General features: G+C 59.6%; 9 protein-coding genes and 4 pseudogenes. 6 read left to right on the top strand and 7 right to left on the bottom strand.

The features are described 5' to 3' along the window. Positions 1-154 precede the first annotated feature (154 nt). The 3 genes from ACI2KB_RS25600 to ACI2KB_RS25590 all read right to left on the bottom strand — a co-directional run bounded on the left by ACI2KB_RS25600 (position 155) and on the right by ACI2KB_RS25590 (position 2,290). A complete protein-coding gene (locus tag ACI2KB_RS25600; protein WP_404639250.1) occupies positions 155-745 on the bottom strand; it encodes an HAD family hydrolase in 591 nt (196 codons plus the stop codon). Next, positions 742-1,611, bottom strand: a complete 870-nt coding sequence (gene tesB, locus ACI2KB_RS25595; RefSeq protein WP_404639248.1) for an acyl-CoA thioesterase II — start codon at positions 1,609-1,611, stop codon at positions 742-744. The genes ACI2KB_RS25600 and tesB overlap by 4 nt, the downstream gene beginning before the upstream one ends. A gap of 115 nt (positions 1,612-1,726) precedes the next feature. After that, positions 1,727-2,290 (bottom strand): GNAT family N-acetyltransferase, encoded by a 564-nt coding sequence (locus ACI2KB_RS25590; protein ID WP_404639246.1) that lies wholly within the window; start codon positions 2,288-2,290, stop codon positions 1,727-1,729. 126 nt (positions 2,291-2,416) lie between these two features. On the opposite strand from ACI2KB_RS25590, the gene ACI2KB_RS25585 reads away from it, so the two are divergent. Together ACI2KB_RS25585 and ACI2KB_RS25580 are read left to right on the top strand one after the other, a co-directional pair. Beyond that, complete coding sequence (locus ACI2KB_RS25585) at positions 2,417-3,334, top strand: histone deacetylase (protein ID WP_404639244.1); 918 nt, start codon at positions 2,417-2,419, stop codon at positions 3,332-3,334. A 436-nt stretch (positions 3,335-3,770) separates the two neighbouring features. Beyond that, positions 3,771-5,009, top strand: coding sequence for a TIGR03862 family flavoprotein (locus ACI2KB_RS25580; RefSeq protein ID WP_404639242.1), 1,239 nt, complete (start codon positions 3,771-3,773; stop codon positions 5,007-5,009). Positions 5,010-5,015: 6 nt separating this feature from the next. Here the strand turns inward: ACI2KB_RS25580 and ACI2KB_RS25575 are convergent, their stop codons facing one another. After that, the gene (locus ACI2KB_RS25575) at positions 5,016-6,197 is read right to left on the bottom strand and encodes an acyltransferase family protein (RefSeq protein ID WP_404639240.1); all 1,182 of its coding nucleotides are present in this window, start codon (positions 6,195-6,197) and stop codon (positions 5,016-5,018) included. Between the two features lie 374 nt (positions 6,198-6,571). Between ACI2KB_RS25575 and ACI2KB_RS25570 the strand changes: the two are divergent. Continuing rightward, a pseudogene (locus tag ACI2KB_RS25570) lies at positions 6,572-7,447 on the top strand (methyl-accepting chemotaxis protein); the annotation flags it as partial. Between the two features lie 51 nt (positions 7,448-7,498). Continuing rightward, positions 7,499-8,569 (top strand): annotated as a pseudogene (locus ACI2KB_RS25565) (methyl-accepting chemotaxis protein); the annotation flags it as partial. A 228-nt stretch (positions 8,570-8,797) separates the two neighbouring features. Here the strand turns inward: ACI2KB_RS25565 and ACI2KB_RS25560 are convergent. After that, positions 8,798-9,232, bottom strand: a pseudogene (locus ACI2KB_RS25560) (methyl-accepting chemotaxis protein); the annotation flags it as partial. Positions 9,233-9,337: 105 nt separating this feature from the next. Continuing rightward, a pseudogene (locus tag ACI2KB_RS25555) lies at positions 9,338-10,015 on the bottom strand (PAS domain-containing protein); the annotation flags it as partial. Positions 10,016-10,362: 347 nt separating this feature from the next. On the opposite strand from ACI2KB_RS25555, the gene ACI2KB_RS25550 reads away from it, so the two are divergent. Beyond that, positions 10,363-11,154, top strand: a complete 792-nt coding sequence (locus ACI2KB_RS25550; RefSeq protein ID WP_404639238.1) for an extracellular solute-binding protein — start codon at positions 10,363-10,365, stop codon at positions 11,152-11,154. A gap of 78 nt (positions 11,155-11,232) precedes the next feature. On the opposite strand, the gene ACI2KB_RS25545 is transcribed toward ACI2KB_RS25550, so the two are convergent. After that, positions 11,233-12,438, bottom strand: coding sequence for an MFS transporter (locus tag ACI2KB_RS25545; protein WP_404639236.1), 1,206 nt, complete (start codon positions 12,436-12,438; stop codon positions 11,233-11,235). A gap of 273 nt (positions 12,439-12,711) precedes the next feature. On the opposite strand from ACI2KB_RS25545, the gene ACI2KB_RS25540 reads away from it, so the two are divergent. Continuing rightward, positions 12,712-13,725: a LacI family DNA-binding transcriptional regulator gene (locus ACI2KB_RS25540; protein WP_404639234.1), complete on the top strand. Its 1,014-nt coding sequence runs from the start codon at positions 12,712-12,714 to the stop codon at positions 13,723-13,725. The last annotated feature ends 95 nt before the right edge of the window (positions 13,726-13,820 follow it).

The following is a 13,820-nucleotide window of genomic DNA, read 5'->3' as shown; positions in this document are numbered from 1 at the left end:
TCGCGCCGATCGGCATTTGTCGATCCGACGCGATCATTGTAGGAGCCGGCTTGCTGGCGAAAGCGGTGTGTCAGTCGACATTGATGTTTCTGGACTGACGCTTTCGCCAGCAAGCCGCCCCCTACAGATTGCGTATTCCAATCAATTTCGAGGGTTAATCGAGCATTTCGCGCAGTACTGCACAATCCCGCGCATGCCAATCCGTCAATTCCGGCCACGGATTTTCCGGCAAATTGACCAGCACGGTATGCGTCCCCGCCGCCCGGCCACACGCCAGGTCGAACTGATAATCCCCCACCATCACCATCTGCGATGGCTCGACGTTCCAGGCCTCGGCCAGTTTCAGCAGCCCGTCCGGGTCGGGCTTTGGCGACGCATCGTCTCGCCCCATCACGTCGTCCACATGAAAACAGTCAGCGATGCCGATGGCTTCGAGGGTTACGTGAGCCAGCTCGCGGGCGTTGCGGGTCAAAATGCCCAACCGGTAACCCCGCCCAGCCAATTCGCGCACCAAGTCAACAGCGCCCGGCGCAGGCTTCGACGCGATGGCCAGTTCGCGTTCGTGCTCCAGCAACCACGCATGCTTGGCGGCAGCGACGTCGTGGGGGAGCGCGGCGAGGTGGGTCAGTATGTCATCTTCCAGAGGAATGCCCAGTGCCCGTTTGATCGCAGGAAAATCATGCACGGCAATGGTCAGGGTACCGTCCATGTCGAACACCCAATGCCGCAGTTGCGACAGACTCATGCCCAGTCCTTGCGATGGCGGATCAAGCCTTCCTGACTGACCGACGCAACCAGTTTGCCCGCGCGGTTATACACGCTGCCTCGCGAAAAACCACGAGAGTTGCCGGCCCACGGGCTGTCCATCGCGTAGAGCAACCAGTCGTCCGCACGCAGTTCGCCGTGGAACCACAGAGAGTGATCGAGGCTGGCGATCTGCATGTCCTTCTGCCAGACCGTCTTGCCGTGGGGCAGCAGCGAGGTGGTCAGCAGGTTGAAGTCCGAGGCGTAGGCGAGCATGTATTTGTGCAGCGCCGGGATGTCCGGCAGCGTGCCGTCGGCGCGAAACCACACGTATTTCACAGGATCCGTGGGCTTGGGGTTGTACGGGTCATTTTCGGTCACCGGGCGAAACTCGATGGGTTTCGGGCACAGCAACTTGTCTTTCATGTGCTCGGGGATCAGGTGCTCGCGCTGGCGCATCAATTCCAGTTCAGACGCCAGGTTTTCCGGACCAACCACTTGCGGCATCTGGCTCTGGTGTTCGAAGCCCTGTTCGTCGTACTGAAATGAAGCGCTGCACGTGAAAATCGGATTGCCTTTCTGGATGGCCGTCACACGACGGGTGCTGAAACTGCCGCCGTCACGCACCCGGTCGACCTGATAAACCACCGGCAAATGCGCATCGCCGGGGCGCAGAAAATAGCCATGCAACGAATGAACATGGCGTTCGTCTTCAACGGTCTTGCTCGCCGCCGACAGCGACTGGCCCAGCACTTGCCCGCCAAACAACTGACGAAAGCCCAAGTCCTGGCTGCGTCCACGAAAGAGGTTTTCTTCGATGGGTTCCAGGCTCAACAGCGACACCAGATCATCCAGCACGTGGCTCATTCAGGGCTCCTCATACACAGTCATCACAGGCAAATCCGGCCACGGACGCCGAACGGCGGCGAACGTGGCGATTGGGCGAAATGATACAAGATGTTTGCCGCGTGATTCGCGTTCATCACAAGGTCGCGAGCCATTGCTGGCGATTGATGCGATACAGCACGTGGGGCTTGAGCGGATGGCCGTGGGGCAGATTGGGATGATCGAAATCGTCAGCGGGGTTGTTCTGCATGCCGATGGCCTGCATGACTTTCTGCGACGGCAGGTTGCTGACGGCCGTGAACGAGACGATTTCGTCCAGCTCGACATGCTCGAAGCCACAGCCCAGCACCGTCCACGCCGCTTCGCTGGCGTACCCCAGCCCCCAATGCTCGCGCGCCAGACGCCAGCCGATTTCCACCGCCGGGGTAAAGCCCGCCTCGAAGCCCACCACATTCAGGCCGGTGAAACCAACGAATTCGCCCGTGTCCTTACGCTCCAGAGCCCACAGGCCGAAGCCATATTCGGCGAAGTGCCCACGAATGCGCCCGATCATCTTCGCGCTTTCCAGACGCGTCAGCGGCTGCGGAAAGTAACGCATCACCTGTGGATCGGCGCACATCTGCGCGAAGGTTGGCAAATCATCATCTCGCCATTGACGCATCAGCAGCCGCGGGCTGTTGAGCTCAAGTATCGGCTCCATCGAACATCTCCCCTGCCCCACCGCTCAAATGACCTAGCCGCTTATCAACGTCCTGATCAGCCTTCCGGCTGTGCGCTGACAGCCATAACTGGCAAGATCCCCTTTCGAATTCGACGCGTACCCTCTATGTCACTGCCGCTTATCTACCACGAAGATTACAGCCCGGCGTTTCCGCCTGACCATCGCTTCCCGATGGACAAGTTTCGCTTGTTGCATGACCACCTTATCGACAGCGGCCTGACCACGGATGCTCAATTGTTCCGCCCAGAGGTTTGTCCTGATGACATTCTGGCCCTGGCCCATGACCCGGCGTACATTCGGCGCTACATGGACGGCGACCTGTCCCGCGAAGACCAGCGTCGGCTGGGTCTGCCCTGGAGCGAAGACCTGGCCCGGCGCACCGTTCGGGCGGTGGGCGGCTCGCTGCTGACGGCAGAAAAAGCGCTTCAGCACGGCCTGGCCTGTCATCTGGCGGGTGGCACGCACCATGCGCATTACGACTACCCCGCTGGATTTTGCATTTTCAACGACCTGGCCGTCATCAGCCATTACCTGCTGCAAAGCGGCCACGTGGACAGGGTGCTGATCTTCGACTGCGACGTGCATCAGGGCGATGGCACTGCGCGGATTCTGGAGCACACCGAAGACGCCATCACCGTCTCCCTGCATTGCGAAAAAAACTTCCCCGCACGCAAGGCCCAGAGCGACTGGGACATTCCGCTGCCGATGGGCATGGGGGACGAGGATTACCTGAAGGTAGTCGATGACACGCTCAATTACCTCCTGCCGCTGTATCGACCCGACCTGGTGTTGTATGACGCAGGCGTCGATGTGCATAAAGATGATGCGCTGGGGTATCTGAAGCTGACTGACGAAGGCGTGGCGCGACGGGATGAGGCCGTGATGCGCCATTGCCTGGGACGAGACATTCCGGTGATGGGCGTAATCGGCGGCGGGTACAGCAAGGATCGTGAAGCGCTGGCGCGGCGGCATGGGATCTTGCATCACAGTGCACACCGGGTTTGGGTGTCGGAGGGGTTGTGAGTTTTCTCTTTGGCCTCACACGACCTTGTGGGAGCCGCCTTGGTGGCGAACGCAGTGTGTCAGTCAACAAATTCGCCACTGATACACCGCCTTCGCCAGCAAGCCGGCTCCCACAAATTCAGCGTCGATAACGAGATTAGAGTTCGGCGCGATCCCTGTGGGAGCCGCCTTGGTGCGGGTGGCGTTCGGACGAAGGTGTTTGACCAGGCAACATAGAATCTCCCACAAGTTTTGCGTGTAGAACACCATTGCTCACTTACCCACATCCGCTGTGGAGCGGCCTGTGGATAACCTGAGTGCAAGGCGTCAGACCCCATATTCCGCGCGGCTCGCGAAACGCTGTACGTTTTTTGCTCAATAGTTTTCCACAGCCCGCTCCTTTGTCACGGCGCTCGGGTAGAATGCGCGGCCTACTTCATCGATTCGCAGTTTCCCCATGACCTCAGCCACCTCCACTTCCCCTCAATCAGTCGCCATCATCGGAGGTGGCCCGGCGGGCTTGATGGCCGCTGAAGTGTTGAGCCAGGCGGGGTATCGCGTCGATCTCTACGACGGCATGCCATCGGTGGGGCGCAAGTTTCTGCTGGCGGGTGTGGGCGGCATGAACATCACCCACTCGGAGGCGTACCCGACGTTTCTGTCGCGCTATGCCGAGCGCGCGCCGATGATCGCCCCGCTGCTGCGCAGTTTCGGCGCTGAAGCGTTGTGCGAGTGGATTCATGGCCTGGGCATTCAAACCTTCGTCGGTAGCTCGGGCCGAGTGTTTCCCACCGACATGAAGGCCGCGCCATTACTGCGCGCCTGGCTCAAGCGCCTGCGCGAGAGCGGCGTGGTTATCCACACCCGCCATCGCTGGCTGGGCTGGAACGCTGACAACAGCCTGCGTATCGCCAGCCCCGAGGGAGAATTGGCGATCCAACCTGCCGCGGCCCTGTTGGCATTGGGCGGGGCCAGTTGGGCGCGCCTGGGATCAGACGGCGCCTGGCTGCCGTTGCTGGAACAACGTGGAATCGACATCGCGCGATTGCAGGCCTCCAACTGCGGGTTCGAGGTGTCAGCCTGGAGTGAACTGCTACAAAGCAAATTCGCCGGAGCACCGCTGAAAAACGTCGCCATGGGTTTGCAAGGGCGGACGTTGCGCTTAGGCGAATGCGTGATCACTCAGACGGGCATCGAAGGCAGCCTGATTTATGCGCTGTCGGCGCAGATTCGCGAGGCGATCAATCAACGGGGTTCGGCCACTGTCGAAATCGATCTGTTGCCGGGCAAGCGCCTGATGGACGTGGAAAAGGCCCTCGCAAAACCCCGAGGCTCGCGCTCGATGGCCAAGCACTTGCACAGTCAGCTGGGCATTGACGGGGTCAAGGCTGCACTGCTGCGAGAACTGACTTCGGCCGAGACCTTCACCGACTCCAGCCTGCTGGCCAAGGCGATCAAGGGGTTGCCATTGACACTGGTCCGACCTCGCCCGCTGGACGAGGCGATCAGCACCGCAGGCGGCGTGCCGTTCGAAGCGCTGGACGAGCATCTGATGCTCAGGTCATTGCCCGGCGTGTTCTGCGCAGGCGAAATGCTCGACTGGGAAGCCCCGACCGGCGGCTACCTGCTGACGGCCTGTTTTGCCAGTGGCCGCGCAGCAGGGCTGGGGATGGTGAGGCGGTTGCGCCACGGGTAAGGCAACTCACGCAATGCGGTCAATCTGCGGCTTCAACGATTGCACCGCTTCCGGTTTATCCACCGCCGTTTTGACCTTCGCCGAACCACCCACCACCCGCTTGCCCAGTTCGTAGCCTTTCATTTCGATGTACTTGTGAGCGAACGCCGCGAGGATCACGCTCGCCACCGCCACGCAGACCACAAAGATATCGTTGGCCAGTACGGAGCCGGTGTCCATGAAGCGCTGGCCGTCGATCATCGGCGCCAACTCCAGCCCTGTCACTTTTTGCGCCACGATGAAGATCGTCGACAGACAAAAGATCAAGGCCGCATGGGTCATGTAGATCGAATACGACAGCTTGCCCAGCAAGACGAACAGCCACGTTTTGAGCAGCGACGACACCAGCCCGCCTTCAAACGCGAACAACAACACCAGCGCACAGAACGTCAGGCTGCCAATGGGCGAGCGGAAATCGAAGTCGTTCATCACGATCCAGTACGTCGCGTACATCATGGCGCATTCAAGCACGGTCACCAGCCAGGGTCTAATCGTCCATTTGTCGCGAATCAACAGGTAGACCAGGTAGGTGATGTTGCCTGCGAAAAAGCACGACAGTCCAAGCATCGCCCGTTCCACCAGCGGCTCGTTTTCCGAAAAGATCAGGATGAAGGCCACCAGAGAAATGGCCGCAAACATCAGAAAACGGTTTCTCATCGAGAGCATGCACAGCCCACCGAACAGCATGTAGATGTAAAACTCAATGCTGATGGTCCACGACGGGTAGTTGAACGACATGGTTTCGGTAAGCGGCGTCCAGGCCTGAACCAGAAACAGGTTCGGCAGAATTTCCTTGGGTGCGAACAGCCCGGTGAACGGCACGTTATTCAGGTAGAAGCCTTTCTTGTAGGCCATCCAGCGCACAGTTTCGAACAGGATGAACACTGCCAGCATGACCAGATGCAGGGGGTACAGGCGAAAGACCCGAGAGATGAAAAAGGACTTGAACGAGAGGCCGGGCTTCATGCCATAAGTGTGGGCGAGCACGAAACCGCTGAGGACGAAGAAGAAATTGAGCAAGACCTCGTCGCGTCGAAAGAATGGCTGGGTGATAAAGCTGTCGACGACATGCAGGTGGAAAAACACAACCAACAACGCGCAAATACCTCTGAAACTGTCGAGAGTGGTAAATCGCTGAACAGGTTTCATAACGCAACTTCCGTACTGGTTTATGAAATCGCCACCGGGCCGAAGCTGGAGCCAGTACACGGTATTGGGTTCGACCAGCCCTCGATAGTTGAAATATTTCATCCCGGATACATTCACGTGAGGGAAAGTTGACGCCATGGATCGACTTCGCTGACTTTACAGTCACGCCAAGACGTATCAGTCGCGAAACGCCAGAAAATTGTCTCTGATGCAGCCTCCCCGAGCACGCCTATCCCCTGACGCCGTGCAGGTCCCTTACCACCGCCCCCGCAGAAATCAGCGCATCTGTGACAGATTGAAACAAAGGGCCGTCCTTGTTATCGCTGACATTTCTTACAGATTTTTCAGCCGCTGCCGATGCAGTCGTATATTTGATGGTTTCGCTGGCCTTCCATAACAAAAACCCTCCAGCTGACGACTTCGAACAATGGACATTCTGGAGAATTGCGATGAAGAGCTGGTTTGCGAATATCAGCGTCAACATGAAACTGGCCCTCGGGTTCGGCGTTGTACTTGTCTTTACGGCCTTGCTTGCGCTCATTGGCTGGACCAGCCTGGGTAACATGACCTATCGCAGCGAACGCGTGGCCGATATCACCAGGCTGGGCCACAAGCTGACGGATCTGCGCGTGACCCGCTTGCAGTACATGATCAGCAACGGCGATGAAGCGGTTGCGCAAAACGTGCAGACGGCGCTGGATGCCTACAAGGCCCAGCAGCAGTACCTGCTAAGCACCTTCAGCAACCCGCTGAACGTGCCGCCGATCAAAGCCCTGGGCGAGCAGATCAGCGCTTATCAGACCTCGCTGAACAAAATGCGCGAGGGCTACAAAACCAGCGCCAAGGTCAGGGCCGACATGGGCGTCGATGCCGTGAAAGCCGCTGACCTGATCGCCGCGATCAACGACGACGTCATGAAGCTGGACCCCACTGACGAGCGCCGCTTCCAGCAATACCAGACCATCATCAAGGCCAAGGAAGACGTGATGCTGGTGCGCTATGAAGTGCGCGGCTACACCGGCAATGTCACGGCCAAGACAGAAGAGGCGGCCCAACGCCAACTGGCTGCGGCCATCAGCGGCCTGGATCAGCTCAACGCGACCTTCAGCGGCACTCAGGCGGACCGCCTCAAGCAACTGGAAGCGTCGTTGATCGGCTATCGCAACTCGGTGCAAGGCTTCAAAGTCGCCAACGACAACATCAACGCCGCCCGTGCCGAGATGACTGAAGAACAGGCGAACATTGTCAAGCTCAGCCAGCAACTGATCGATATCCAGAACTCGCTGGGCGAAGCAGATACCCGTCAGGCCCGCACACTGCAGATCGGCGGCACCCTGCTCGCTCTGATTCTGGGCGCGTTTGCAGCGGTGATCATTACTCGCCAGATCACCCGTCCGTTGCAGGAAACCCTGGCCGTGGTCGACCGTATCGCATCGGGCGATTTGACCCGCGACCTGGTCGTCACCCGCAAGGACGAGTTGGGCGTGCTGCAACAAGGCATCCAGCGCATGGGCGCGACCCTGCGCGACCTGATCGGCGGCATTCGCGACAGCGTCACTCAAATCGCCAGCGCCGCTGAAGAGCTGTCCGCCGTCACCGAACAGACCAGCGCAGGCGTGAACAGCCAGAAAGTCGAAACCGATCAGGTGGCCACCGCCATGCACGAAATGTCGGCCACGGTGCACGAAGTCGCGCGCAACGCCGAACAGGCTTCGGTGGCCGCGTCAGCCGCAGACATGGAAGCGCGTGATGGTGACAAAGTCGTGGGCGAGGCCATCGCGCAGATCGAGAAGCTGGCCAAGGAAGTGGTGCGCTCCACCGACGCCATGACCGTGCTGGAACAGGAAAGCGACAAGATCGGCAAAGTGATGGACGTGATCAAGGCCGTTGCCGAACAGACCAACCTGCTGGCCCTCAACGCCGCCATCGAAGCCGCCCGTGCTGGTGAGGCCGGACGTGGCTTTGCCGTGGTGGCCGACGAGGTTCGTGGCCTGGCTCAGCGCACTCAGCAATCGACCGAAGAAATCGAAGGCCTGGTCGCTGCCCTGCAAAACGGCACCCGCCAAGTGTCGGACATCATGCTCAGCAGCCGCAACCTGACCGACAGCAGCGTCGCACTGACCCGCAAGGCGGGCACTTCGCTGGAAAGCATTACCAACACGGTGTCCAACATTCAGGCGATGAACCAGCAGATCGCCGCCGCTGCCGAACAGCAAAGCTCGGTGGCCGATGAGATCAGCCGCAGTATCATCAACGTCCGCGACGTGTCCGAACAGACCGCCGCCGCCAGTGAAGAAACCGCTGCCTCCAGCGTCGAACTGGCCCGCCTGGGCAATCAGTTGCAGATGCTGGTCAGCCACTTCAAGGTCTGACACAAAAACGCCGCGCCCGGAAATGCAGTCCGGGCGCGGCTTTTCCGATCGTTCCCTCGCTCCGCGTGGGAATGCAGCCCACGACGCTACGCGTCGCTATGAACTGCCTGCGGTGGCGTCGTTGAAACCGCCGCCAGCAAGCGGAGCGCCGCCCGGCCGGACTGCTACAAGGCCCGTATTTGCCGCACACCCGTGTGGTGATGGCGACATCTCACTGACCGAGCCTCCTCAGCCCGACAACTGATTGGCAAACTGCCCCACTGCGCTGACCACTTTCTGCGCACCGTCCTGAATTTCGACGATCACCGCCCCCGCCTCGCCCGCCAGCGCAAGGCCCTGCTGCGCCTGTTGCTTACCGCTGATGATCACGTTCACCGCCTGTTCGGCCAATTGCTGGTTCTGCTGCACGACGCCAACGATTTCTTCGGTGGCTTTGCTGGTACGCGAGGCCAGTTGCCGGACTTCGTCGGCGACCACTGCAAAACCACGTCCCTGCTCACCCGCGCGAGCGGCTTCGATGGCGGCATTGAGGGCCAACAGGTTGGTCTGATCGGCAATGCTGCTGATGCTCTGGATGATCGATCCGATCAACTGCGATTGTTTATCCAGTGCGGCGATTCGCTCGGCAGCCTGTTCCATGTGTCCGGCCAGCTCGCGCATGACCTCGACCGTCTGCTGAACCACCGCAGTACCTTTCTGTGCGCTGCCATCAGTCTGTTGTGAGGTGCTGAACGCAATGTTCGCCGCTTCGGCTACCGCATTTTCGCGATTGACCTGATCAGTGATGACTGTCGCGAATTTCACGACTTTGTACAGGCGCTCATGGGCATCGGTGATCGGGTTATACGACGCCTCCAGCCAGACTTCACGGCCGTGGCTGTCGACGCGCTTGAAGCGACCTGTGACGAATTCGCCTCGACGCAGCGTGTCCCAGAACGCCTGATAGGCTGAAGAATTGTACTCGGCAGGATCACAGAACAGGCGGTGGTGCTGCCCTTGAATCTGCGCCAGCGAATAGCCCATGGCGCCGAGAAAGCGATCATTGGCGGTCAGCACTTCGCCGCTGAGGTTGAACTCGATCACGGCAGTGGAGCGCTGCAAGGCTTCGATCAGGTTTTCGTGTTCGCGGGAGTTTTCAATAGTGCGCGTCAGATCACTGGAATGAACAGTGAAGTACTTCACACGCCCTGTGCTGTCGCGCACTGGCTGCACGATCGAGCGCAGCCAGGCCTCTTGGCCGTTGCCGCGCCACAATCGCAAGGCACCGCTGAAATGCTCGCCACGGCTGATCGCGGACTTCATCCGCTGATGGAAATCCAGGTTTTTCACGTGCGCAGGCACCAGCTCCTCGATGGCGCGTCCCACAAGGTCGGCATTTCGGTAATGCATTTCCTTTTCGAAATTACCGTTGACCGACTCGATACGACCCTGCGGGTCCAAGCGCATGCACAGCATTTCGCTGTCCAGACTGCTCCTCACCTGCTCGACGGACGAAAGCTCTTCACGCAGGGCAGCCAACTCTTGTTTGAGACGTTTATTGAACATGAACGACGAACTTCCAGAGAGGTGAAGGGTATCGCCATGAACATCGGCCCGGCGGCGGCTTTCTTGAATGATGCGCAGCCCGGCTGTCGCTTTCGGACAGGCCCCATGGTAGGGACCCCGGCACGGTAAATATCGTCTGTGACTCAGCAATTGCAACAAAGGGATTTACACCCCCGACAATTGCCACATACTGCCCGCGCCTTTTTAATTTCGTCAGTGTCACTTTCAACAAAGCCAAGGTCATCTTCATGAAGAAAATTCTCCCCTATTTGCTGAGCGCCGCCGTCACCTTCATTCCAATGGCGTTCACCCAGGCCGCAACCCCTGCCGCTCCGGTGCAACTGATCGTACTGAGTTCCGGCGGCATCATGGGCGCATTCAAGGCCGTTACCCCGGATTACGAACAGCGTGTGGGCGTCAAACTGCAAGGCGAAGTCGCGCCGTCCATGGGGGCGACACCTCAGGCCATCCCCAATCGCCTGGCGCGCAAAGAGCCTGCCGATGTGGTGCTGATGGTCGGCGCGGCGTTGGACAAGCTGATCAAGGACGGCCAGGTCGATCCGAAAACCCGCGTCGATCTGGGCAAATCCTACATCGCCATGGCCGTCAAACACGGCGCACCGCACCCTGACATCAGCACAATGGAATCTTTCAAACAGACCCTGCTCGACGCCAAGAGCATCGCCTATTCCGACAGCGCCAGCGGCGTGTATCTGTCCCGCGTGCTGTTCAACCAGATGCACATCGCCGAGCGCATTCAGGGCAAGAGCCAGATGATTCCGGCCACACCAGTGGGTGAGGTGGTGGCTCGCGGGGACGCCGAAATCGGCTTCCAGCAGTTGAGCGAATTGAAGCCGGTGGACGGCATCGACATCATCGGCCTGATTCCTGATCAGGCGCAGCAAATGACCCTGTACTCGGCGGGCGTCGTCAGCAAAAGCAAACACCCGGAACAGGCAAAGCAGTTTCTGGAGTTTTTGAGTTCAGCGGCGGCAGCGCCCGCGATCAAGGCGAGTGGATTGGACCCGATTGCGAAGTAAATGAAGGCAAATATGATCTCAAAATCCGAGTGATGTCCCTGTGGGAGCGAACTCATTCGCTCCCACAGGGGATGTTCGTCACGCCTCGGACGACACCAGCGCCGCCTGACGAGCCTGCGCACGCTTCATGCTGACCATCGCCAGTAACGCGACCACCGCCACCAGCGAGGCGAAGAATTCACCGACATGGGGCAAACCGAACGCCCGCACGCTGAAACCGACCGCCACCACAGGCACCGAAATCGAGATGTACAACACCACGAAAAATGCCGAGGTCACGGCCGCTTTTTGATGCGGCGGGCTGCTCGCCGTGACCGCCCCCATCCCAGCGCGCAGGATCATGCCCTGCCCGATCCCCGCCAACAGCCCCGCGCCCACCAACAGCAGCAATTGCGCCGTCGCGATGCTCAGGCACAGGCAGATCATTCCGGCGATCAGCCCCACACATCCCAGCGTCATGTGCGAACCTTTCGGCAACCATTGCAGCAACGCCTGGCCGATGATCGATGCCACGAAAAACAGCCCGATCACTGCGCCGATCAGCACCCCACCATGGACCTGCATGATGTGCATCATCACCGACGGCACCATGCTGGTGAACAGCCCGGCGACGCTGAATCCGGCCAGCCCGGCAATGGACGCCGAAATGAATACCCCGCGCACCGAGGCGGGCACGGACGGCTTCTGAATCGCCAGTTTGAGCTGCGGCGGGCGCTGCACCGTTTCCCGGATCACTGCCACACCCACGGCCGCCAACAGCAACAGCGCCAGATGGACGTAGAAGATCAGGTGCAGCGGGTCTTGCAGATGTTGCGAGGTGAAACCGGCTAGCAACGGGCCGATGCCCAAACCGAGCATGTTGGCGGCGGTGGCCATCAGCGTGGCGTTTTTCCAGTTTTTTGGTGCCAGCTCGATAACAGCAACCGTGGCCGTGCCGGTCATGATTCCGGCAGAAAAACCCGAGAACAGCCGCCCGAGCAACAGGCCGCCAATCGAATCGGACAGCAGAAAAATAGCTGCACTGACCGCCCCCATGAACAGCCCCGCCAGCAGCATGGGCCGACGCCCGACCTGATCAGACCAACTGCCCACGGCCAGCAACGCTGCAATCACGCCCGCCGCGTAGATGGAGAAAATGATCGTCAGCCAGCTTGCGTCAAACCCCAGCCGTTGCTGGTAGATCGCGTACAGCGGCGTCGGCAGCGTGGTGCCGACCATAGCGATCAGCAACGCGGCAGCGGCGATGAAGAAGTCGCGTGAAGACGGTGAAGCAGGCGAGGTCATGAACCCTCCGGGCAGGATAAAAAAGGACACACATTATCGGCCAATTGAGTACAAGACGTCGGAAAACTTCCGTAGCGAATGGACAACATGATTTACGCAGGCGTTCGATAATCGCCATCGAGTGGCAAGTAACGCCGCAGAATTCAGGGATGAAAACGTTAACATCCGACGTGTTTAGCGCATCGCTTTTGCCCCTCGTCGTGCTAGCCTTGTGCACTTCAGCGTTCATGCGGGGAATCCGCATGGTGTTTCGTTTCAAGGCGCCAGAAGTCCATGAGCAGAAAGACGCCCGTCACCATTTCCGATATCGCCCGCCGCGTGAACATGACCCCGGTCACCGTGTCCCGCGCGTTGAACAAGCCCGATCTGGTCAAGCCCGCCACCCTGGCGAAAATCCTGGAGGTGGCGCAGGAGCTGGATTACGTTCCCAACGCGTTCGCCCGTAGCCTCAAGCGCAGTGAAAGCCTGATCATCGGCGTGATCACAGCTTCGGTGGACAACCCCTTCTACAGCGAGATGATCAAGGCGATCTCCCGCGAGGCCAAGAAACACGGCTACACCATCATGCTGGTGGACACCGACGGCTCCGAGGAGCTGGAACGCAAGGCTGTCGATACGCTGCTCAGTTATCGCGTGGCAGGCATCGTGCTCTCGCCGGTCTCGGACGAGCCGGAATATCAACCCAATTACCTCAACCGCCTGAGCAACGGCGACGTGCCTGTAGTGCAACTGGACCGTGCGCTGCACGGCAGCCCGTTCAGCCATGTGGTGCTCGACAACTACCACAGCGGCCTCAAGGGTGCGCGCTACCTGCTGGCAGAAAACCCGGACATGCAACGCCTGCTGGTGCTGACCGGCCCTGCCCATTCACGCATTTCCGAAGAGCGTCTGAAGGGCGTCAAAGCCGCAGTGGCTGAAAGCGGCAAAGAGGTGCAACTGGGCGTGTTTGCAGGGGATTACACCCTTGAGCCGTCCTATCAGAGCACGCTGGATTACCTGCGGGACCACCCTGTGCCGGATGCGATTTTCGGCTTCAACCAGTTGATTACCTTGGGCGCTATGCGCGCATTGCGCGATCGAGGTATCGCCCACGACAGCCTGCCGATCTGCGGCATTGACCGCCTGCCCTTCGCTGACATTTTTGGCATTCCCATCGCCTGTATCGCCCACGACGCGTCGCGGGCAGGGAGCAGCGCGGTGAAGCTGCTGCTGGAGCGGATTCAGGATCGGTATCTGCCGAAGGCGAAGGTGGTGATTGTGGGGGAGTTGGAGAATGGTACGAACTGATCAGCTTGATCACACTTGTGGGAGCCGGCGTGCTGGCGAATGCGGAGTACCATTACCTGAGATGTCGACTGACATGCCGAATTCGCCAGCAAGCC

The sequence above is a fragment of the Pseudomonas sp. NPDC088444 genome (genome assembly GCF_044900175.1).
Taxonomy (GTDB): domain Bacteria; phylum Pseudomonadota; class Gammaproteobacteria; order Pseudomonadales; family Pseudomonadaceae; genus Aquipseudomonas.
This window is presented reverse-complemented; position numbering and strand designations above follow the sequence as displayed.

Coding starts and splice junctions, on each gene's coding strand:
- ACI2KB_RS25600 (WP_404639250.1), bottom strand. CDS start 745: ATGAGTCTGTCGCAACTGCGGCATTGGGTGTTCGACATGGACGGTACC.
- ACI2KB_RS25590 (WP_404639246.1), bottom strand. CDS start 2,290: ATGGAGCCGATACTTGAGCTCAACAGCCCGCGGCTGCTGATGCGTCAA.
- ACI2KB_RS25550 (WP_404639238.1), top strand. CDS start 10,363: ATGAAGAAAATTCTCCCCTATTTGCTGAGCGCCGCCGTCACCTTCATT.
- ACI2KB_RS25575 (WP_404639240.1), bottom strand. CDS start 6,197: ATGAAACCTGTTCAGCGATTTACCACTCTCGACAGTTTCAGAGGTATT.
- ACI2KB_RS25585 (WP_404639244.1), top strand. CDS start 2,417: ATGTCACTGCCGCTTATCTACCACGAAGATTACAGCCCGGCGTTTCCG.
- tesB (WP_404639248.1), bottom strand. CDS start 1,611: ATGAGCCACGTGCTGGATGATCTGGTGTCGCTGTTGAGCCTGGAACCC.
- ACI2KB_RS25540 (WP_404639234.1), top strand. CDS start 12,712: ATGAGCAGAAAGACGCCCGTCACCATTTCCGATATCGCCCGCCGCGTG.
- ACI2KB_RS25580 (WP_404639242.1), top strand. CDS start 3,771: ATGACCTCAGCCACCTCCACTTCCCCTCAATCAGTCGCCATCATCGGA.
- ACI2KB_RS25545 (WP_404639236.1), bottom strand. CDS start 12,438: ATGACCTCGCCTGCTTCACCGTCTTCACGCGACTTCTTCATCGCCGCT.